At 68.7% G+C, this 19,583-nt stretch carries 19 protein-coding genes and 2 tRNA genes; 6 read left to right on the top strand and 15 right to left on the bottom strand.

Going from position 1 to position 19,583, the window contains the following annotated elements; all coding sequences use genetic code 11:
• Positions 1-25: 25 nt before the first annotated feature.
• The 5 genes from ACIPJ2_RS13385 to ACIPJ2_RS13365 form a co-directional block, all read right to left on the bottom strand.
• On the bottom strand, positions 26-685 hold the full coding sequence (locus ACIPJ2_RS13385) for an ATP-dependent Clp protease proteolytic subunit (protein ID WP_281267358.1): 660 nt from the start codon (positions 683-685) through the stop codon (positions 26-28).
• Positions 686-711: 26 nt separating this feature from the next.
• A complete protein-coding gene (locus ACIPJ2_RS13380; RefSeq protein WP_281267357.1) occupies positions 712-1,341 on the bottom strand; it encodes an ATP-dependent Clp protease proteolytic subunit in 630 nt (209 codons plus the stop codon).
• A gap of 155 nt (positions 1,342-1,496) precedes the next feature.
• The gene (gene tig / locus ACIPJ2_RS13375) at positions 1,497-2,807 is read right to left on the bottom strand and encodes a trigger factor (protein ID WP_402729224.1); all 1,311 of its coding nucleotides are present in this window, start codon (positions 2,805-2,807) and stop codon (positions 1,497-1,499) included.
• A gap of 35 nt (positions 2,808-2,842) precedes the next feature.
• Positions 2,843-2,919 (bottom strand) — tRNA-Pro (locus ACIPJ2_RS13370).
• A 57-nt stretch (positions 2,920-2,976) separates the two neighbouring features.
• Complete coding sequence (locus ACIPJ2_RS13365) at positions 2,977-3,267, bottom strand: hypothetical protein (RefSeq protein ID WP_402729223.1); 291 nt, start codon at positions 3,265-3,267, stop codon at positions 2,977-2,979.
• Positions 3,268-3,320: 53 nt separating this feature from the next.
• On the opposite strand from ACIPJ2_RS13365, the gene ACIPJ2_RS13360 reads away from it, so the two are divergent.
• The 3 genes from ACIPJ2_RS13360 (at position 3,321) to ACIPJ2_RS13350 (ending at position 4,865) form a co-directional block, all read left to right on the top strand.
• Positions 3,321-3,391, top strand: a tRNA-Gly gene (locus ACIPJ2_RS13360).
• Between the two features lie 567 nt (positions 3,392-3,958).
• The gene (locus tag ACIPJ2_RS13355; RefSeq protein WP_402729222.1) at positions 3,959-4,600 is read left to right on the top strand and encodes a hypothetical protein; all 642 of its coding nucleotides are present in this window, start codon (positions 3,959-3,961) and stop codon (positions 4,598-4,600) included.
• The gene (locus ACIPJ2_RS13350; RefSeq protein WP_402729221.1) at positions 4,584-4,865 is read left to right on the top strand and encodes a hypothetical protein; all 282 of its coding nucleotides are present in this window, start codon (positions 4,584-4,586) and stop codon (positions 4,863-4,865) included. Before ACIPJ2_RS13355 ends, ACIPJ2_RS13350 begins: the two co-directional genes overlap by 17 nt.
• 352 nt (positions 4,866-5,217) lie before the next feature.
• Here the strand turns inward: ACIPJ2_RS13350 and ACIPJ2_RS13345 are convergent, their stop codons facing one another.
• The 7 genes from ACIPJ2_RS13345 to ACIPJ2_RS13315 form a co-directional block, all read right to left on the bottom strand.
• Positions 5,218-6,087, bottom strand: a complete 870-nt coding sequence (locus tag ACIPJ2_RS13345; protein WP_402729220.1) for an aminoglycoside phosphotransferase family protein — start codon at positions 6,085-6,087, stop codon at positions 5,218-5,220.
• Between the two features lie 111 nt (positions 6,088-6,198).
• Positions 6,199-7,113: an endo-beta-N-acetylglucosaminidase H gene (locus ACIPJ2_RS13340; protein ID WP_402729219.1), complete on the bottom strand. Its 915-nt coding sequence runs from the start codon at positions 7,111-7,113 to the stop codon at positions 6,199-6,201.
• Positions 7,114-7,159: 46 nt separating this feature from the next.
• Complete coding sequence (locus ACIPJ2_RS13335; RefSeq protein ID WP_402729218.1) at positions 7,160-10,177, bottom strand: alpha-mannosidase; 3,018 nt, start codon at positions 10,175-10,177, stop codon at positions 7,160-7,162.
• A 24-nt stretch (positions 10,178-10,201) separates the two neighbouring features.
• Positions 10,202-11,581 (bottom strand): glycosyl hydrolase, encoded by a 1,380-nt coding sequence (locus ACIPJ2_RS13330; RefSeq protein ID WP_402729217.1) that lies wholly within the window; start codon positions 11,579-11,581, stop codon positions 10,202-10,204.
• Positions 11,581-12,540, bottom strand: a complete 960-nt coding sequence (locus ACIPJ2_RS13325; RefSeq protein ID WP_402729216.1) for a carbohydrate ABC transporter permease — start codon at positions 12,538-12,540, stop codon at positions 11,581-11,583. The genes ACIPJ2_RS13330 and ACIPJ2_RS13325 overlap by 1 nt, the downstream gene beginning before the upstream one ends.
• Complete coding sequence (locus ACIPJ2_RS13320; protein WP_281267345.1) at positions 12,537-13,415, bottom strand: carbohydrate ABC transporter permease; 879 nt, start codon at positions 13,413-13,415, stop codon at positions 12,537-12,539. Before ACIPJ2_RS13320 ends, ACIPJ2_RS13325 begins: the two co-directional genes overlap by 4 nt.
• Before the next feature lie 35 nt (positions 13,416-13,450).
• Positions 13,451-14,737, bottom strand: a complete 1,287-nt coding sequence (locus ACIPJ2_RS13315; RefSeq protein WP_402729215.1) for an ABC transporter substrate-binding protein — start codon at positions 14,735-14,737, stop codon at positions 13,451-13,453.
• 104 nt (positions 14,738-14,841) lie between these two features.
• Here ACIPJ2_RS13315 and ACIPJ2_RS13310 point away from each other — a divergent pair, with 104 nt between their 5' ends.
• The 3 genes from ACIPJ2_RS13310 to ACIPJ2_RS13300 all read left to right on the top strand — a co-directional run bounded on the left by ACIPJ2_RS13310 (position 14,842) and on the right by ACIPJ2_RS13300 (position 16,544).
• A complete protein-coding gene (locus tag ACIPJ2_RS13310) occupies positions 14,842-15,873 on the top strand; it encodes a LacI family DNA-binding transcriptional regulator (RefSeq protein ID WP_402729214.1) in 1,032 nt (343 codons plus the stop codon).
• Positions 15,874-15,956: 83 nt separating this feature from the next.
• Positions 15,957-16,265: a hypothetical protein gene (locus ACIPJ2_RS13305; protein ID WP_402729213.1), complete on the top strand. Its 309-nt coding sequence runs from the start codon at positions 15,957-15,959 to the stop codon at positions 16,263-16,265.
• Between the two features lie 126 nt (positions 16,266-16,391).
• Positions 16,392-16,544, top strand: a complete 153-nt coding sequence (locus tag ACIPJ2_RS13300; protein ID WP_281267341.1) for a hypothetical protein — start codon at positions 16,392-16,394, stop codon at positions 16,542-16,544.
• Here the strand turns inward: ACIPJ2_RS13300 and ACIPJ2_RS13295 are convergent.
• From ACIPJ2_RS13295 to ACIPJ2_RS13285, 3 genes are read right to left on the bottom strand one after another with little or no spacing between them, the layout of a single operon-like run.
• Positions 16,517-17,365, bottom strand: coding sequence for an EamA family transporter (locus tag ACIPJ2_RS13295; protein ID WP_402729212.1), 849 nt, complete (start codon positions 17,363-17,365; stop codon positions 16,517-16,519). The two genes, ACIPJ2_RS13300 and ACIPJ2_RS13295, sit on opposite strands and share 28 nt — an antisense overlap.
• Positions 17,366-17,381: 16 nt before the next feature.
• Positions 17,382-18,044, bottom strand: a complete 663-nt coding sequence (locus tag ACIPJ2_RS13290; protein ID WP_402729211.1) for a response regulator — start codon at positions 18,042-18,044, stop codon at positions 17,382-17,384.
• 28 nt (positions 18,045-18,072) lie between these two features.
• Positions 18,073-19,491 carry a histidine kinase gene (locus ACIPJ2_RS13285; protein WP_402729210.1) on the bottom strand — a complete coding sequence of 473 codons (1,419 nt, stop codon included), beginning with the start codon at positions 19,489-19,491 and terminating at the stop codon, positions 18,073-18,075.
• Positions 19,492-19,583: the final 92 nt, after the last annotated feature.

The following is a 19,583-nucleotide window of genomic DNA, read 5'->3' as shown; positions in this document are numbered from 1 at the left end:
TCGGTGCGGGGGCCCTCTTCGTTCGCTACTTGACGAGTGCGGGAAGGTTCTTCCGGCTCGTCAGGACCTGGTCGATCAGGCCGTACTCGACGGCCTCGGCCGCAGACATGATCTTGTCGCGCTCGATGTCGCTGTTGACCTGCTCCGGCGTCTTGTTGGAGTGCTTCGACAGCGTCTCCTCGAGCCAGGTGCGCATGCGGAGGATCTCCGCCGCCTGGATCTCGATGTCCGACGCCTGGCCGCCACCCTGCTGGGTCGCGGGCTGGTGGATGAGGACGCGGGCGTTCGGTAGGGCCAGACGCTTGCCGGGGGTACCGGCAGCGAGGAGCACCGACGCCGCCGACGCGGCCTGACCGAGGCAGACCGTCTGGATCTGCGGACGGATGTACTGCATCGTGTCGTAGATCGCCGTCATCGCGGTGAACGAGCCACCGGGCGAGTTGATGTACATCACGATGTCGCGGTCCGGGTCCATCGACTCGAGCACGAGCAGCTGGGCCATGACGTCGTCGGCCGACGCGTCGTCGACCTGGACGCCGAGGAACACGATGCGGTCCTCGAACAGCTTCGCGTACGGGTCCTGCCGCTTGTAGCCGTAGGCCGTGCGCTCTTCGAAGCTCGGGAGGATGTACCGATCAGTGGGAGCCGGGACGTTCTGCGCGCCACCGAGCATGGGGAGATGCATTCTCGTTTCCTTTTCTTCGGTGGGGATCAGGACTGGGCGTCGGGGTCGGCTGCCGCGGTGGGGGTCTCGCCGTCGCTGACGGTCCCGCCGCCGCCGATGACCTCGGCGCTGGACGCGCGGAGGTGGTCGACGAAGCCGTAGTCGAGCGCTTCCTGCGCCGTGAACCAGTTGTCGCGGTCGTTGTCCTTGAGGACCTGTTCGACCGTCTTGCCGGTCTGCTCGGCGGTCAGTTCGGCCATCCGCTGCTTCATGTCGAGGATGACCTTCGCCTGCGTCTGGATGTCCGCGGCGGTCCCGCCGAAGCCACCGGACGGCTGGTGCAGCAGCACGCGCGCGTTCGGCGTGATGTAGCGCTTGCCCGGCGTGCCCGACGAGAGCAGGAACTGCCCCATCGAGGCGGCGAGGCCGATGCCCACCGTGACGATGTCGTTCGGCACGAACTGCATCGTGTCGTAGATCGCCATGCCGGCGGTGATCGAACCACCGGGCGAGTTGATGTAGAGGTAGATGTCCTTCTCAGGGTCCTCGGCGGCGAGCAGCAGCAGCTTGGCTGCGATCTCGTTCGAGTTGTCGTCGCGGACCTCGGAGCCGAGCCACACGATCCGGTCTCTCAGAAGGCGGTCAAAAACACTGGGGTTCAGTGTCGCTTCGGCCATGGAAAAGCTCCCGTTCAGTTGTCGCTTGATGTCGAACTTATCGGTTGCAACGCATCAGTTCGCGCCTGTTCGCTGTCGGCAATGCGGGTGGCCGGAAATGCGGACGGGAGGCACGGTGCCAGCTGGCACCGTGCCTCCCGTCCGGTGGGTGGTGACTACTCGGCGTCGGCCGTGGCTGGCTCCTGCGCGACACCAGCGGTGAACGCGGAGAGGTCGACGTCGTTGCCCTCGGTGTCCTTGACGGTCACCTTGGAGAGGACCGTCGCGACGGCCTTCGAGCGAGCGACCTCGCCGACCATGCCGGGGATCTGCCCGTTCTGGTCGATGACCTTGATGAACTCACCCGGCTCCATGCCGTACTGCGCCGCGGCCTGGATCAGGTACTGCGTGAGTTCTTCCTGCGAGACCTGGATCGACTCCTTCTCGGCGATGGAGTCGAGGAGGATCTGCGAGCGGAAGGCGGTCTCGCTGGACTCGGCGACCTCCTTGCGGTGCTCGTCGTCCTCGAGGCGGTTCTCCTGCTCGAGGTGACGGTGTACCTCGTCCTCGATGAGCTTCTCCGAGATCGGGATCTCGACGTCCTCGAGGAGCTTCTCGACGAGCTTGTCGCGAGCCGCTGCGCCCTGACCGAAGGTCTTGGACTTCGCGATCTGCTCCTTGAGGTCGCCCTTGAGCTCCTCGATGGTGTCGAACTGCGACGCGATCTGCGCGAACTCGTCGTCGGCCTCGGGGAGCTCGCGCTCCTTGACGGCGGTGACGGTCACGGCGATCTGTGCGGTCTCGCCCTCGCGGTCGCCACCGACGAGCGTGGACTCGAACGTGGTGGACTCACCGGCGGTGAGGGACTCGAGCGCCTCGTCGATGCCCTCGAGCAGGTCGCCGGAGCCGAGCTCGTAGGAGACGCCCGTGGCCGAGTCGACCTCGTCGTCGCCGATGGTCGCGGTCAGGTCGATCTGGGCGAAGTCGCCCTTGGTCGCCGGACGGTCCACCGTGACGAGCGTGCCGAAGCGGGTGCGCAGGTTCTGCAGCTCCTCTTCGATCTCGTCGTCGGAGACCTCGACCGCGTCGACCGTCAGCTCGTAGGAGCTGTAGTCGGGGAGGTCGAACTCCGGACGCACGTCCACTTCGAAGGTGAGGACGAGGTCACCGGTGAAGTCCTTGACGTTCGGGAGCTCGGCGACGTCCGCCTCGGCACGGCCGAGGATGCGGAGCTCCTGCTCTTCGACCGCCTGGCGGTAGAAGGTGTCGATCGCGTCGCCGACGGCGTGGTTCAGGACCTCGCCGCGGCCGACACGCTGGTCGACGATCGCCGGCGGGACCTTGCCCTTGCGGAAGCCGGGGATGTTGATCTGCTCGGCGATGTGCTTGTACGCGTGGTCGATGCTCGGCTTGAGCTCTTCCGGCGTCACGTTCACCGTGAGCTTGACGCGGGTCTCGCTCACCTTGTCGACGGTGCTGTTGGCCAAGGGGGGTTCTCCTGATGGTTGGCGGTGATGTGTCCTGGTCGGGGCGACAGGATTCGAACCTGCGACCTCCCGCTCCCAAAGCGGGCGCTCTACCAAGCTGAGCTACGCCCCGTTTGTCTGAGCCAGGGTGCTCGCGCACGCCGAAGGGGCGCACGCGACGCCGATGAGTCTAGCGGGGATGTGGTCCGCGGTTCCCGGGAGCTCGGGAGTCTGTGCGCAGACTCCGTCGCCAGCGCACGCCGACGAGGACCTGTACCCCGAGTGCGGCGACTGCCAGGACGATGCCGAGGACGATCCGCCAGACGTGCAGGAGCGCGTGCGCCGGCTGGGCCTGCGGGTCGCCGAACAGGTCAGGGCGGAGCGACAGGACCACCGCGGCGAGCACCACCAGGACGTAGGAGAGCACCCGGGAACGCTTGATCGTGCGCTGGGACGACTCGTCCGGTGGCAAGAGGACCATGAGGGGTGTGTTCGTCCGCTACAGTGGTGGGGCTGCGCTTCGTGCGCAGGCGCGGGGATGTAGCTCAATGGTAGAGCCCCAGTCTTCCAAACTGGCTACGCGGGTTCGATTCCCGTCATCCCCTCCCTTGCGGCTACTGGGAAGTAGGCCCGTCCGGCCATGGTGCTGTACACAGACAGGATCAGCGGTACGTCACCGACCTCTGCGACGAGGTCCTCGGCATGGCCGCATCACGAGAACAGACGTTCGACTGACTTCGAGGCGACCCCTACCCGAAGAACCCGCGTGGCAAGCAGCCCCCAGTAGACGCCTACTGGGAGCTCCTCGGGCTCGTGATGAGTTCAACGAGCGCCAGCACTCCGACCCTGTTCCCCACTTCGACAAGCTCGACAGGTTGACCGTTTCGGGCGTCCCGAGAGGCGGAGCCAACGGTCAGCGGCGATTGTACGACCTACGTCGCGACCAGCTCGTGCCCACACATGGGCTCCGGCTCGTACGTATCTACATGAGCGACTTCGTCGTGCGTCGGCACCACATCGCCCCGTCGTATCTGCCTGATCGGGACCATGTCCGAGCGATTCTCCGGGCAGCCGGATACTGACCCTTGTCGCGCGATCGGGACCGCAACAGTCCCAACCTCCATCGGACCCGGGGCGGAACAGGATGACGCAACGACTGATACGGTTTCACCATGAAACAACATGGGGGAAATCAGAAGACAGCATTCGCCATCATGATCGCAGCGGCCGCAGTAGCCGCCTGCCTCGCAGGTCCCGCCGCGGAAGCGCAGGCTGCTGATGACACGACAGCTACGCAATTCGAGTTGTATGCACCGCAGACCGGTGAATCACGAATCCTCTCGTCTGGGTCTGGCATCTCAACCCAGAGCATCGGCCCGTACGGGAACACGTACTGTGACACAGCAGCGTCCGACTTCCAGCTGAAGTCCTACAGCGCCACGGCAGCACCCGGGTACACGGTCGGGTCCGTCTCGCTGCAGTGCGGCAACTCGGCCAACGGCTTCATCCACATCAGGGACCGGCACGCAGCCGAATGGCTCGGGCAGTACGCGAAGTACGGGCCGACCACAGGCTTGGACTGGAGTGACGTTGCCGACTTCGACATGAAGACCGCTCTGAGCGCACCGCTGGCGACCTCGGAAGACGCGGTCGCACAGAAGACCTGCTACGCCGGGCTCATCCAGATCAAGGAGGTACCGAGCGGGGACGTGCTCGGTCACTACGAGCCGACGGTCTATGTCTCCCAGAACAACAAAAAGATCGTCACCGCAATTCCGACTTCGCGGGAGCGTTGCAGTGGGATATTCGGTTAGGCTCGTCCCGGACTACGGCCAGCGCTGGCCGCTTTGGTTCGATGGAGATATCCTCGATTCGATTTCCGATGCGCCGCTTTCCGAACACCTGAAGCAGCAGATAGTCGCGTGGGCTGACACATTCATCGCCGGCTACCACGAAGAGACAGGATGGGCCGACCCCGAAGTGGGAGCCCAGTTCCGAAAAGACGGCGAGCTCTTGCGTGAGGAAATTCTGCACGAACTCGGAGACGGCTCTACCGTGTCATTTGACGACTGGATGTAGGTGCAGCTCGGTGAATCGCACCGATCGGCATGCGAGCCTGCTGACCGTCAGGCGCGGATATTCCCCAGGGAGTCGATGACGTGACGCCGAGCGAGAAGGTCAGGGTCTTCCGTGTCAGGTCCGCTTCGACCTCCTGGTCGAAGACGCCGTCCATCTCGTACAGGGCTTCGGCGGAGGCTTCGAAGTCGGCCCGGACCTGCTCGGCGTCAGCGCAGAGTGCTTCACACTCGAGACGCAGGGAGTAGCTCGTCATCACGGCCTCCAGCCATCAGCAGTGCAGGCGGGTCAGTCGGTGCTCGAGGTTCGCGAGGCAGCGCGAACTCGAGGGGCGTGACGAACTGTGGAGAACCGGTCAGCGTGCTCCGTCGACGAGGGTCAGGAGCCACTGGCGCGGGGCATCGCGGTACTCGTCGGGCATCGCGTCGCCGGCGGCGTCGATCGCCCGCTGCCAGCTCAGGGCCCGTGGCACGACGCCGACCGTCTTCGCCAGCGCCACGATGTGCTGCACGTCGGGATCCTCGGCGACTCCCGGCTCGCCGAAGAACGTCTCGAGGTACGCGTCGACGGCTCCGGGCACGTCCTCCTGCCCGGCGACGAGCAGGCTGAGGAACGGGTGCGACACGCAGGCATCGCCCCAGTCGAACGGCACGGCGTCCCGCACGAACGCGTTGCCGTCGTGCAGGTCGCTGTGCTCGATCGTGGCCATCGGCAGCAGCTCGTCGAGCTCGGCCGCGGCGTCCCGGAGTCGCGCGAGCACGGCCGGGCGTTCCGGTGTCCACCGCGCGACGACCTCGGCTGCGACATCGGGGAGCACCGGGAGCCGGAGGTCGGGCACGCCGGCGCGCACCAGGTCCTCGGCTGCCGCGGGCTCGGTCGCCCACTGCAGCTCGGCGTAGTGCCGCATCACCGCACGCCACACGGTCTCGCGGTCATCAGCCTCGCGGACGATCGGGCCGCCGTCCGGCAGCAGGACGAAGGTGCCCTGGACGGCGACGGGACGCTGCACGTGCGGGACCCCGTGCAGCGCGAGCACGTCGAGGAGCGCCGGCTCGGGTGAGACGCCCTCCGGCGCGGACTTCAGGAACAGGTCGCCGTCGCCGGTGGTCACGCGCCAGACGGTGCTCCACGCGCGCCGGTGCACCTCCTCGACACCGAGCACGTCGGCGCCCTGCTCCGCGAGGGTCGCGCGCGCCCAGCCGACCGCGTCAGTGCTGGATTCCATGCCAGAACGCTACGGGAGAGCGACAGTGTCCGACGGGAGTTCTGCCGCACACTGTCGCTTTCGCGGAACGAGCCGCGGAACGAGCCGCGGAACGAGTCGCGGGACTCGCCCCTACTTGTAGACCGCCGCCTGCCCGTAGAGCACGTTCGTGAACGACGACACGTACCCGCTCTTGTCCCCTCCGGGCAGGTTGTACGTCATGAAGACGCCGTAGCCGTCCGACTTCGTGCGCTGTGCCAGCGACACCGCGGTGGACTGCGGTGTGTTCTGGATGTCGACCGCAGCGGCCGACAGCGAGCTCTTGCCGAGGCCGGGGATCGAGGGCGCCGAGTACGTGCCGTAGTAGGGGTTCCACGCGTAGTTCAGCTTCGACCCGATGGTGCTGCTCGCCTTCGACAGCGACGACGACGCCGGGCCGATGTCGTAGAACGAGATCAGCTTGCCGGGCATGTCGGCGCGCAACGCGGTGATGAGCCACCCGATGGACTGGTCGTTCGGCTGCGGGGTGCCGTTCGTGCCGTAGTCGGAGTACTCGTCGTCGAGGTCGACCCCGTCGAGCCCGTACTTCGTGACCGTGGCGGCGACCTGGGACGCGAAGTCCTGAGCTGCTGCCTGCGAGGGGAAGTTCGCGATCCCGGCTCCCTGGTGGTTGCCGAGGATCGACAGCGAGACCTTGATCCCCTTCGCCTGCAGCGGCTTGATCTGCGTCGCCGCGGCGTCGAGCGTCGCCTGCACCTTGTCGTTGTTGTACAGCACCGCCTTCGAGCCGTTCCAGTTGATGTTCGCGGCGAAGATGATCGCCACGTCGAACGCGTTCGCCCCGTTGGACAGCGTGTACCGCCCGACGTTCGACAGCTGGTCGTTGTTGACCTCGACGTAGGCGATGCTCGTCGGCCCGCTCTTGGTCGCAGCAGCAGCCGGAGTGGCACCCCCCGCAGGCGCCGCCGTTGCTGCGGTCGGCACGAGCGGTGCCGCCACCATCGCGGCGAGCGCCGCCACGATCCCGAACTTCATCGACTTCTTCATGTCATTCCTCTTCGAGTGTCGCGACGGCGGTCGCCGCCGACGTTGTTCAGTTCCGCGCGAAGCGGAACGTGCGCACCTCGAACGCGTCCACGGCGAACGCCGCGTCGATCGAGGACGTGTCTGCGGAGCCCTCGGGCAGAGGCTCCTCGAGCAGCGAGACCTCGACGGGGTCGCCGAAGGGCCCGTCGACGGCGATCGAACCGGTCCCCCGGCGGCCCGCAGGCTCGTACACCCGCACGACGAGGTCGCCGGAGCGGTCGTCGGCGAGCTTCACGCTCGACACCACGACGTCGCCGGACACCTGCACGAGGGGCGCGAAGCCACGGTCGCCCGTGACGGTGCGCGACGCCGTGTTCATGAGCGTCCCGGCGGTCGTGGCCCCTACGATGTCGGTCCCGATGACCAGCCCGAACCGGTGCGTCTGCACACCCTGGTCGGTCTCCGGGTCGGGGAACCGCGGCGCGCGGAGGAGCGAGAGCCGGACCGTGGTGGTGACGTGCCCGTCGACGGCGTCGCGGGTGGTGTCGAACCCGTGGATGGAGTCGTTGACCAGGGCGACCCCGAACCCGGGCTCCTCGACGAGCACGTAGCGGTGCATCGAGGTCTCGAACTTCGCGGCCTCCCACGAAGTGTTCGTGTGCGTCGCACGCTTCTGCGCGCCGAACTGGGTCTCGGCGATGGTGTGCTCGGCGCGGACGTCGAGCGGGAAGGCCACCTTGAGGAACTTCTCGGTCTCGTGCCAGTCGGTCGTCTGGTCGATCTCCAGGGTGCGCGATCCCGGCGCGAGGGTGATCTCCTGCGTCAGCGTCGACGCGCTGAACGCCCGCTCCACCACGACCCGGGCGGTGCCGTCCGCGTCGACCGAGCCGGTGAGCCCGGTCACCTCGTCGAGGTCCTCGACCCGGTTCCGGTAGTACCGGTCGACGTCCCACGCGTCCCACATGTTCGGGAAGTCCTGGTGGAGCTGGAGCAGGTTCGCCGCCTGTCCCGGCGCGATCGCCTCTCGTCCGGTGCTGCGGTCGGCCGCGCTGGTGACGAGCCCCCTGGCGTCGACGACGACGCGCACCAGGTCGTTCGTGAGCACGAACCCGCCGTCGACCGCGTCGAGGGCGACCGGGGCCGCGACGGTGACGTCCGCGGCGAGCGTCGCGCCGAGCGCGGAGGCGCCGGACTGGAGGCTCGGGGCCGGGTTGGCCACGACGGTCCGGTCCCCGGCACCGACGAGCGCCGACAGGGCGGCGGCGATGAGGGCCTCCAGGCGGTCCGCGACCTCCGCGTACTTCGCCACCGCCTCGCGGTGGACCCACGCGATCGACGTGCCGGGGAGGATGTCGTGGAACTGCTGGAGGAGCACCTGCTGCCAGAGCGCGTCGAGTTCGTCGTACGGGTAGACGAAGTCGGTCCGGGCGGCGGCGGTCGCGGCCCACAGCTCAGCCTCCACGAGCAGGTGCTCGCTCCGGCGGTTGCCCTGCTTGGTCTGGTGCTGGCTGGTCAGCGTGGCACGGTGCAGCTCGAGGTAGAGCTCCCCCACCCACACCGGCGGATCGGGCAGCTCGGCCTTCGCCCGGTCGAAGAACACGTCGGGATGCTCCCACGTCACGCGGGCGCTCCCCTCGAGGTCGGCCAGTCGCGCAGCGGTACCGGTCATCTCACGCGTGGTCCCACCGCCGCCGTCGCCCCAGCCCACCGGGGCGATCGACCCCGACGCCAGCCGGTTCTCCCGGAACTGCCGCGATGCCTTGGCGACCTCGGACCCGGACAGCCGCGAGTTGTACGTGTCCATCGACGGGAAGTGCGAGAACACCCGCGATCCGTCGATGCCCTCCCACAGGAACGTGTGGTGCGGGAACTTGTTCACCTGGTTCCACGAGATCTTCTGCGTGAAGAACCACTCGAAGCCCGCGCGGCGCATCAGCTGCGGCAGAGCCGGCGAGTACCCGAAGCTGTCCGGCAGCCACACGCCCTTCGGGCGGATGCCGAACTCACGCTCGAAGAACCGCTGTCCCTGCGTGAACTGGCGCACGATGCTCTCGCCGGTCGGCATCACCGTGTCGGATTCGACCCACATCCCGCCGAGCGGCAGGAAGCGTCCGGCGGCGACGGCGTCCTTGACCCTGGCGTAGACCTCAGGCCGGTGTTCCTTGATCCAGGCGTACTGCTGCGCGCTGGACATGCCGTAGAGGAAGTCGTCGGTCTGGTCGATGAGCTCCGTCATCGTGGACGACGTCCGCGCGACCTTCCGGATGGTCTCCCGCACCGGCCAGAGCCATGCGGAGTCGATGTGTGCGTGCCCGACGGCGGAGATCCGGTGTGCAGATGCCTCGGCGGGCGAGGTGAGCACATCGGCGAGCGCCGCGCGGGCATCGGGCGCCGTTGCCGCGATGTGCTGCAGGTCGAGGGCGTCGAGCGCGTCGTCGAGGGCCTGCAGGATGCGCATGCGCCGCGGGCCCTCCGGCAGCTCCGCCTGGAGTTCGAGGAGCACGTCGATGTCGAGTGCGAGCTCGTGCACCTCGGACTCGAATACGGCGAGCTCCATCCGGCGGCTCGTGTACAGCCGCTTCGACGACGAGGTCTGGATGTCGCCCTCGTGCGTGACGAGGAAGGGGTGGTAGTCGAGCAGCACCGGGTTCGACGCCGCCTCGACGAAGAACTCGACGGTCGCTCCGCCGACGGCCTCCTCCGCGACGAGCACCCACTGGTTCCTGGGGTTGATCGACTTCACCGGGGTGCCGTCGGCGAGGTACACGAGCCCCTCGCACTGGAACCCCGGCATGTTGATGTCGAAGCCGAGGTCGATCACGGCCTCCACCCGCCGACCGGCCCACTCGACCGGCACCGTCCCGGACAGCCGGAACCACGTCGTCCCCCACGCGGCACCCCAGGTCGTCCCGACCTCGTACGGCTCGAACGTCAGCGCGAGCCCCTCCGCGGGCGGGATCGGCTCGCCGGGCAGCTCGTGCCACGCGGTCTCGAGTGGCGTCGCCGTGGCGTGCACCGCAGGTCGGATCCGCTCGTCGAGGACGCGTCGGGCTCGGCCGGTGGTGAGGGGGATGTCGTCGTGCATGGTGCCTTCCGGAGACGGAGTGGGTCAGGGCATCGTCGCGGGGTGCGCGACCGCGAGCGGGGTGGAGGTGCTGGCGTCGGACGGGACGTCGACGCAGGTGGTGATGCCGCGTGCGGCGAGGAGCGGTGTGTCGCCGAGGCGCGAGCGCAGGACGACCTGCGGGCCGCGGCCGTGCTCCTCGGCGAGCGCCAGCCACGCGGCGGCGAACCGGCCGCCCGGCGCGCTGTCGGCCCTGGTCATCGGGAGCGGCGCGCCTGCGGCGTCGACGTCGTCGAGCACCAGTCCGAGCTCCGAGCCGGTGGACGCGGGACGTCGGGTGTCGCCGGAGGCGGTGGCCACCTCGCGGAAGCGCTCCCCCGTCGGCTTCACCCGGCCGTCGTTCGTGAGCAGGCCGAGGTCGTACTCGAGCTCCGGGAAGTCCGCGAGTGAGCGGGACACGTCGTGCGAGCACCACCACGTCACCCCGAGCAGGTGCTGCACGTCGAGGGCGTGCCGGATGGTCTGCTCGGTGAAGGACCCGGCCTCGGCCACGTCCACGACGTTCGTCGGCGCGCCGACCTCCTGCAACCAGTTCGGTCGGGCCGCGTCGCGGTTCCACGCCGCCGCGAGCTGCAGCAGGTACTCCCCGTGCCGGACCGAACCGGCTCCGAGGGCGCCGTGCACCGCGGCCGAGCCGTTGAACACCCACGAGTGCGTGACGGTGGCGTCGCCGTGGTCGGCGGCGTGCTCGGGCCCGAACGGCTGCGCGTCGTCGTACCAGGCCGCGTCGTACTGGGCGACGGTGACCAGCGGCGCCGGGGCCGACCCGCTGCCGGAGGCGCGCGACGCGTCGGACGGGTGCCGAGCCTCCAGGCCGGACGGGCCGGACGCGCCGGACGACAGGCCGGACCGCGCCGCGGCGACCATCCGTGCCGCCCACGCGTGTCCCTCGGCCGCCGTGATGTCGTGCGGGGACGGGTGCGGCGCGTGCGCGAACTGGTTGACCTCGTTGCCGATCGTGATGCCCAGCAGGTTCGGCCGGTCACCCACCGCCGCGGCGAGGGCGTGCACGTACGCGGCCGTCGAGTCGACGACGTCCGGGTCGGTGAACATGTTCCGACGGTGCCACGAGTCGAGCCACGAGGGCAGGAAGTCGAAGCTCGACAGGTGTCCCTGCAGCGCGTCGACGTTGACGTCGAGCCCGAACGACGCCGCGATGTCGACGACGCGGGCGACGTCCTCGAGCGCCGAGGCCCTGATCAGCGTCCGGTTCGGCTGCACCACGGGCCAGAGCGGGAAGATCCGCACGTGGTCGGCGCCGAGGGACGCGATCGCCTCGAGGTCGCGCGCCGTCTCGGAGCACGAGAAGTCGAGCCACGAGTGGAACCACCCCACCGATGGCGTGTAGTTGACCCCGAAGCGCATCAGCCCTTCACACCGCCCTCTTCCACACCCTTGAAGAAGAAGCGCTGCAGGACGGCGAAGATCACGGCGATCGGGATGAACGCGATCATGGTGCCGGCCGCGATCAGCCGCTGGTCGGTGCCGAACGTGCCGCGCAGGTACTCGAGCCCGACGGTCAGCGTCAGCTTCTCCGGGGACTGCAGGACGATGAGCGGCCAGAGGAAGTCGTCCCACGCGCCGATGAACGAGAAGATCGCGATGACGGCGATCGTGCCCTGGACGGCCGGGAGCGAGATGTACCGCAACCGCTGCCAGGCGTTCGCGCCGTCCATCACCGCGGCCTGGTCGATCTCGTCCGGGATCTGCCGGAACGCGTTGAACATGAGCAGCACGTTGAGGGCGGCGATCATGCCCGGCAGGGCGACGCCGACCAGGTTGTCGGCGAGGCCGAGGTCCTTCACGGTGACGAACTGGGAGATGATCGTCGCCTCTCCCGGCAGGACGAGCGTCGCGAGGAACAGTCCGAGGACGGCCTTGCGGAAGCGCCACTGGAGCCGGGCGAGGGCGAAGCCGGCGAAGGTCGCGAACACGATGTTCCCGAGGACGTCGATCGCCGCGACGACGAGCGAGTTGCCGATGTACCCGAACACCGGGATCGCGTCGCCGACCCGCAGGTAGTTGCCGATCGTCGGTTGTGTCGGGATGAACGACGGGTTCGCCGTGTAGATGTCCTCGCCGGCGCCCTTCAGCGACGTCGAAAGCTGCCAGAGGAACGGGCCGATGGTGATGAAGAGCACCACGACGAGGAGGACGTAGCGGATCGCCTTCTCGCGGGTGGACATGACGCCCCAGGCGGCCCGGCGGCGGGGCGGACGGGAGGCTCGTCCTCCGCCCGTCGCGCCGGCCACGTCCGGCGTCGGGCTGGCCCCGCCCTGTGCCCCGCCGAGGGCGGGTTCGCTGGTGCTGGTCGTGTTGGTCATCGGTCCGCCCTGCTGTTGATCCGCGCGAGGGCGAGCATCGGGATGAGCGTCACGACGAAGAGCAACAGGCTCAGTGCCGACGCGTACCCGAGGTTGCCGGTGAAGCCCCGCGCGTACTGCTGGATGAGCATGACGATCGAGTTGTCCTGGCCGCCGGGGCCGCCCGTCCCGTTCGTCAGGATGTAGAGCTCGCTGAACACCCGGAGCGCACTCACGCACACCAGGATCCCGACGAGGGTCATCGTGCCGCGGACGCCGGGCATCGTGACCGACCAGAACCGACGAACCGCACCGGCGCCGTCGAGCGCTGCGGCCTCGTGCAGCTCCTTGCCGACGTTCCCGAGGGCCGCGAGGAAGATGATCATGTAGTACCCGAGGCCCTTCCAGACGGTCAGGCTGATCGCGCTGAACAGCAGGAGCCACCGGTCGGTGAGGAACGGGATGCTCCCGTGCACGATCCCGAGCGACTGCGCCATCTCGTTGATGACACCGCGGTCGTCGAGGATCCAGTTCCAGATCAGCCCGACGACCACGGCGCTGGCGATCACCGGCGTGTAGTACGCCGTGCGGAAGAAGGCGATGCCGGGCAGCTTCTGCTGGACGAGCACGGCCATGAGGAGCGGGAGGACCGTCAGGAGCGGCAGGCAGATCGCCATGTAGACGACGCTGTTGAGCAGCGCCTCCCACACCTGCGGGTCGGCGAGCAGCGTCTGGAAGTTCTGCAGACCGACCCAGCGGCTGACCCCACCGAGCGGGCTGGCGTTCGTGAACGACAGCCGGACGGTGTTGATCGACGGCCAGAGGCTGAACGCGACGAGCCAGACGAGTGCCGGCAGGACGAGCAGCCAGGGGGTGAACCAACGATTCGCGCGCATGGCGATCCTCCCTCTCTCTCTTCTTCGGGGCCGGATCAGCCGTTGGCGAGCAGGGTGTTCATCTTCGTCTGCGCCGTCTCGAGCGCCTGCTTCGCGGTCACCTGGCCCTTCATCGCGAGCGCGATCTGCTGGTCGAGGAAGTCCGTCATCGCGGAGTTCGCCTGGACCGGGTTGAGGTTCTTCGCGGTCTTCAGGGCCTCGTTCGCGAGCACGCGGGCCTTGCCGTTCACGGTGCCGTCGTCCTTCGAGAAGAACGGGTCCGACTGCGAGGACTTCGTCGACGGGAAGATGTTGACCTTGTGGGCGAAGGCCTCTTGGTTGTCGGCGTTCGTCATGAACTGCGCGAAGGCCTCGGCCGTGGCGAGGTGCTTCGACTTGCTCGACACCGACAGGCCCTGCACGTACAGCGGTGGGGTGTCGAGCGCCGGGGAGACCGTGACCTTGCCCTGCAGCGACGGGTTGTTCTTCTCGATGTCGCTCAGCGCGGTGGCGCCACCGGTCGTCCACGCGACCTTGCCCTGCGTGAACAGGGTGGAGTTGCCGAGGTAGTCGCTGTTCAGGACCGTGGAGGGCATGAGGCCGTCCTGGTAGGCCTTGGCGTACCGGTCGATGAGGTCGGCCGCCTTGGTCGAGTCCGCGAAGGTGAACTTCGTGCCGTCGGCGTTGATGATCTTCACGCCGGCGAGCGAGAAGTCGCTGAGGCCCGGCTTGCGGCTCATCAGGTAGTCGTCGGGGCAGGCCTTGTGCATCGTCTCGGCCTGCGTGAAGAGGTCGTCGACGGTCTTCGGCGGGTTGTCCGCGTCGAGCCCGCACTTGGCGAACATGTCGGAGTTCCAGTAGTCGACGTCGGTGTTGAGGTACCACGGGTAGCCGTACGTGCCGTCGAGCCCCTTGTACTGGTACGCATCGAGCGCCCCGGCGACGTAGGTGCTGGACAGCTTGCTGTCGTCCTTTGACACGTCCTGCAGGAATCCGCGCTTGGCCAGCGGCAGCGCGATGTCCGGCGGCAGGTTGATGACGTCGGGGAGCGAGTTGCTCGATGCCTGGCTGAGGACCTTGTCCGCGTAGCCGTCGCCGGGCTGGTCCTGGAGCTTGACCTTCGCGTCGGGGTGCTCCTTCTCGAAGTCCGCGATCACGCCGTTGAGGTAGCCGGTGTACGTCGGCGTGAGCGCCCACGTCTGGAGCGTGATCGTGCCGGAGACCGAGCCGTCGCCGTTCGACGCGCCGCCGCCGGTGGAGCAGCCGGCGAGGACGAGCGCCGTGGCAGCGGCCCCGGCGAGGAGGGCGATGGCGCGCCCGGTGGTGTGTGTGGTCGTTCTCATCGCGTCGGACTCCCTTGTTCGTGGCGACTGAACCGGTTCAGTACTGGTCGCCGAACCGGTGGATGTGCATGACTATGAAGAACTAAAACGCTATAGTCAAGCCCGTGGCCAGCAAGCGACGAACGACGATCGCGGACATCGCCGCGAAGGCCGGCGTGTCGATCAGCGCCGTGTCGTTCGCGCTGAACGACCGCCCCGGGGTGTCCGACGCGACCCGCGCCAGGGTCCGGGCGGTCGCGCGCGAACTCGACTGGCAGCCGCACACCGCGGCGCGGGCGCTCGGGGGCGCTCGGGCCGGGTCGATCGGGTTCGTGCTGAACCGGCCCGCTCGCACACTCGGCACGGAGTCCTTCTTCGGCGACCTGATCTCCGGCATCCAACTCGGTCTCGCGGGGTCACACGTCGGGATGAACCTGCTCGTCGCCCGCGATGCCGAGGAAGAGCTCCAGACCTACCGCGACTGGTGGAGCGGGCACCGGGTGGACGGTGTCGTGCTCATCGACCCGCGGCGCGACGATCCGCGACTCCGACTGCTCGCCGACCTCGGCATGCCGACCGTCGTCGTCGGATCGCACCCGTCCAGCACCGGCGCAGCACCGAGCGTGTGGATCGACGACTCGGAGGCGGCGGACACCGTGTTCCGCTACCTGCACGCACTCGGGCACCGGCGGATCGCACACGTGGCCGGGCGTCCGGAGTTCGAGCACACCGCGATGCGGATCGACCGACTCCGCTCGTTCTCGTCGACGCACGGGCTCACCGAGACCCTCTCGATCCCCACCGACTACTCGGCCGAGAGCGGTGCCGCCGCGACCAGGGACCTCCTCTCCCGCGCGGCACCACCGACGGCGATCGTGTACGACAACGACGTGCTCGCCGTCGCCGGCCTCGGCGTCGCGAGCGAGATGCGCCGGTCGGTGCCGGGTGCCGTGTCCATCGTGTCGTTCGACGACTCGGCGATGATCCAGCTCGTCCGACCCGCGATCACCTCCCTGACGCGTGACACCGTCGAGCTCGGGCAGCACGCGGCGACCCTGCTCCGTCGACAGATCGACCTCGAGACCGTGCTGCCGTCCGAGCCGGGGCCGCTCCTGACGCTCAGCGTGCGCGAGTCGACGGGGCCGGCACCGGCCTGACGACACGCCCACAGCGCGTTCGCGCGCGGGCCGCTCGGCGCGCACGACTTGACGGCCGTTCGAACACACGTTCGAATACCGTCGTGGGACGGCGTCGCGAGAACCGGTGGCAGCCCCCGGAGCACCCGGAGGTCGAACGTCCGCGCGCCTACTCCCTGTCCGACGACGCCCGCGGACCGGACGCGTGTCACGCGGTCACACCCGTGCCGGTGTGGGCGTGGATCCAGTTCCCGACCTTCCACGTGCGTGTCAAGGCGTTCGCGAAGAGCTGGACCCGCGATGCCGTGCTCGTCGAGTGGGCGCAGTTCGGGCAACAGGCGGAGGCTTGGGTCTGGCGATCAGCCGTCAAACACCGGACGCTCAGGGCCGACCAGGGGCGGAACGAGCGCTGAGAGTCCGTATGACGCACTCGATTGACACAGCACATCGCGAGCGAGATCGTTTACGGAGTGCGGGAACGCAAAGAATCTCGATCATCGAGATTTCTGGCTCGGAACGCACGACCGGAAGGAGGCACGATGAAGCGCAGTGAGGTGCCGTCCTGGGTCGCACACGTGCTCACGCCGCCCGAGGTCATCGCCGCCTACGTCGACCGCCGCGTGAACGATCCGGCGCTCCTGTCGGGTGAGCAGCACGAACCGACCTACGCCGACTTCCTCCGCGAGGAGTAGACGGTCACGCCGACGCTCGCCGCGGTGACGCACGCGAGCGCCAGGACTTCGACGAGTGACAACGCCTCGTGGAGCACGAGGAGTCCGGCGAGCGCGGCGACCGCGGGGCCGAGGCTCTGCAGGATGCCGAACACGCGCGTCGGCATCCGCCGGAGCGCGAGCATCTCCAACGCGTAGGGCAGCACGCTCGACAGCACCGCGACGGCACCGAAGACGATGAGCAGCGTCGGGTCGGCGACGATGCCCGTCACGGCGGTGCGGAGTCCGAACGGCAGGGACACCAGCATCGCGACGAGCATCGACACGGCGAGCCCGTCGACGCCGGGGATGATCGATCCGACGTGCCGGTTCATCACGATGTAGCCGGCCCAGCACACCGCGGCGGCCACGGCGAACGCGATGCCGCCGAGCTGCGTGACCGCGGACGGCCCGACACCGAGCAAGACGACGCCGGCGAGCGCCAGGACCGCCCAGAGCACGTCGCGCCACCGTCGGGTGTGCACGAGCGACAGTGCGAGTGGGCCGAGGAACTCGATCGTCACGGCGACCCCGATGGGGATGCTCGCGAAGGCCAGGTAGATGAAGACGTTCATGCCACCGAGCGCCAGGCCGAGGCCGATCGCGCCGAGCCACTGCGCCCGGTTCCAGTGCCGGACACGGGGACGGACGACGAGTGCGAGCACGACCGCACCGATCATGAGCCGGAGCGTGGCGGCGCCGACGGAGCCGACCTCGTCGAAGCGGGTCTTCGCGATGGCGGCGCCGAGCTGCACGGAGACGATCGCGGCGAGCGCCAGCAGCGGCGCGGGCACACGGGTCATCCGAGCGGGCCCCGCTTCATCCCAGGTAGGCGAGCACGGCGAGGACGCGGCGGTGGTCCTCGCCGGTGTCCTCGAGCGCGAGCTTGGCGAAGATGCTCGACACGTGCTTCTCGACGGCGCCGGTGCCGATGACGAGCGCCCGAGCGATGGCGGCGTTGGTCCGGCCCTCTGCCATCAACCCCAGGACCTCGCGCTCGCGCGGCGTGAGCGCCTCGAGCGGATCGCGGCGGCGGCTCATCAGCTGCGTGACGACCTCGGGGTCGAGGACGGTGCCGCCGGAGGCGATCCGTCGCACGGCGTCGTCGATCTCCTCGAGCCGCGTCACACGGTCCTTGAGCAGGTAGCCGATGCCCGACGAGCCCGACGCCAGGACGTCTTCGGCGTAGGTGGCCTCGACGTACTGGGACAGGAGCAGCACCCCGGTGGCCGGTGCGAGTCGGCGGGTCTCGACGGCGGCGCGGACACCCTCGTCGGTGAAGGTCGGCGGCATCCGGACGTCCATGATCACGACGTCGGGGGCGCCATCGGGCAGCGTCGCGAGGAAGGAGACGGCGTCGGCGTACTGCCCGACGACCTCGATGCCCGCTTCGTCGAGGACGCGGGACAGCCCCTCGCGGAGCAGGACCGCGTCGTCGACGACGACGGCCCGGATGCGTGCTGCATCCGGGCCGTCGGTCATGCCCCAACCCTACCGGGAGACGGGGACCCTAGCGGGCGACGGGTGCTCCGTTCAGTGCGCCGAGCGGGATGCGCGCGGTGGCCTCGGTCGGACCACCCTCGGGGCTCGACACCGTCAGCTCACCGTCGAGGGCTCGCATGCGCCCCATGAGCCCCTCGATGCCGTGGCCCTCCTGCACGCTCGCTCCCCCGACGCCGTCGTCCGTGACGCTGACCGTGAGGTACCAGACCGAGGAGGCGTCCACCACGAGCCCCAGGTACACCCCGGCCGTCGACGCTCCGGCGTGCTTCGTGGTGTTTGTCAGGAGCTCGAACACCGTGAAGTACACGTTCCGCTGGATCTCCGTCGCGAGCTCGAGCCCGTCCGGCAGGCGGACGTCGAGGCCGACGGGGATCGGGGTGCGTGCGACGAGGGCCTCGAGCGCTGCGACCAGCCCGCGGTCGAGCAGGATCGGGGGCGCGAACCCGCGGGAGAGTGCGCGGAGCTCGTCGAGCGCGTCCTTCGCGTGCTCCGACGCCTCGCCGATGAGCTGCTTCGCCTTGTCGGGGTCCTTGTCGAACGCGCGCTCGGCGGCCGAGAGGTCCATCCGCAGCCGCACGAGGCGCTGCTGCGGGCCGTCGTGCAGGTCACGCTCGATCTGTCGGAGCGCCTGTCCCTCTGCGGTCACCGCACCAGCGCGGGAGGCCTGGAGCCCGGCGACCCGACGCTCGAGCACCTCGGCACGGAATCCGCCGAGCAGCCCGAAGTCGACCCAGTAGTGCGCGAGTACGGAACCGCGTGCCCAGAGCGGGAACAGCACGACCGAGGCCGAGACGCTCACGGCGCAGGCCAGCGCCCCGAGGATCCACGCCCAGCTCTGGTCGAAGCTGTTCTGCATCAGGAAGACGTTGATCTCCCAGCCGTAGCGCAGCGCGGTGAACCCGGCGACGAACGGCCCGAAGAACCCGACGACGAGCAGCGCACCGGCACCCACCGTGACGAGCGCGGTGAGCGGGTAGACGACCGCCGCGTGCAGCAGGTAGAGCCAGTAGTGCGGGTTCGCGACCGCCGATCCCGTGCGCGTCCACCAGTTCTGCTGCCAACGCGGCGTCCAGTCCACCGGGCGGATCGGCCGCGGGTCGGCCCACGAGATGCGGAGCCGCTCGAACTGGCCGAGCCACCGCGCCACGAACAGCGCGATGAAGAACATCAGCAGGACGAACGGGTTGAAGAGGTCGCGGAACCCGCCGCCGAGGACCGCAGCGGGGAAGACGAAGTAGAGCGTGCAGAGCAGCACCGCCGTCAGCGCCATGTAGCCGAAGTCGCGCGGGAGCCGCTTCCATGCCTCGCGGTAGAACGAGCCTGCGGTGGGCTGCGGGGGCATGGGCGGTGTGACTCCTGGCGGTGCGGGGATGGCGTCGTCCAGCGGCACGGTGATTGCCTGGTCGAGACGGTCGGTGTCGGTCATGGCTCAAGCCTCGCGAACACGGGCTTCCCACCCCATCCTGCCCCCTCCCGGATCCGGGGTGGGGATAACCCCACCCCGCTCGGACCGCGCAC

The sequence above is a fragment of the Curtobacterium sp. NPDC090217 genome (assembly GCF_044746705.1).
Taxonomy (GTDB): domain Bacteria; phylum Actinomycetota; class Actinomycetes; order Actinomycetales; family Microbacteriaceae; genus Curtobacterium.
This window is presented reverse-complemented; position numbering and strand designations above follow the sequence as displayed.

Bases quoted from the DNA above. Each gene is read 5' to 3' on its own strand.
- ACIPJ2_RS13340 (WP_402729219.1), bottom strand. From the start codon at position 7,113: ATGAAGAAGTCGATGAAGTTCGGGATCGTGGCGGCGCTCGCCGCGATG.
- ACIPJ2_RS13345 (WP_402729220.1), bottom strand. From the start codon at position 6,087: ATGGAATCCAGCACTGACGCGGTCGGCTGGGCGCGCGCGACCCTCGCG.
- ACIPJ2_RS13325 (WP_402729216.1), bottom strand. From the start codon at position 12,540: ATGACCAACACGACCAGCACCAGCGAACCCGCCCTCGGCGGGGCACAG.
- ACIPJ2_RS13320 (WP_281267345.1), bottom strand. From the start codon at position 13,415: ATGCGCGCGAATCGTTGGTTCACCCCCTGGCTGCTCGTCCTGCCGGCA.
- ACIPJ2_RS13300 (WP_281267341.1), top strand. From the start codon at position 16,392: ATGAAGCGCAGTGAGGTGCCGTCCTGGGTCGCACACGTGCTCACGCCG.
- ACIPJ2_RS13285 (WP_402729210.1), bottom strand. From the start codon at position 19,491: ATGACCGACACCGACCGTCTCGACCAGGCAATCACCGTGCCGCTGGAC.
- ACIPJ2_RS13385 (WP_281267358.1), bottom strand. From the start codon at position 685: ATGCATCTCCCCATGCTCGGTGGCGCGCAGAACGTCCCGGCTCCCACT.
- ACIPJ2_RS13295 (WP_402729212.1), bottom strand. From the start codon at position 17,365: ATGACCCGTGTGCCCGCGCCGCTGCTGGCGCTCGCCGCGATCGTCTCC.
- ACIPJ2_RS13380 (WP_281267357.1), bottom strand. From the start codon at position 1,341: ATGGCCGAAGCGACACTGAACCCCAGTGTTTTTGACCGCCTTCTGAGA.
- ACIPJ2_RS13315 (WP_402729215.1), bottom strand. From the start codon at position 14,737: ATGAGAACGACCACACACACCACCGGGCGCGCCATCGCCCTCCTCGCC.
- ACIPJ2_RS13365 (WP_402729223.1), bottom strand. From the start codon at position 3,267: ATGGTCCTCTTGCCACCGGACGAGTCGTCCCAGCGCACGATCAAGCGT.
- ACIPJ2_RS13330 (WP_402729217.1), bottom strand. From the start codon at position 11,581: ATGCGCTTCGGGGTCAACTACACGCCATCGGTGGGGTGGTTCCACTCG.
- ACIPJ2_RS13355 (WP_402729222.1), top strand. From the start codon at position 3,959: ATGAAACAACATGGGGGAAATCAGAAGACAGCATTCGCCATCATGATC.
- ACIPJ2_RS13290 (WP_402729211.1), bottom strand. From the start codon at position 18,044: ATGACCGACGGCCCGGATGCAGCACGCATCCGGGCCGTCGTCGTCGAC.
- ACIPJ2_RS13335 (WP_402729218.1), bottom strand. From the start codon at position 10,177: ATGCACGACGACATCCCCCTCACCACCGGCCGAGCCCGACGCGTCCTC.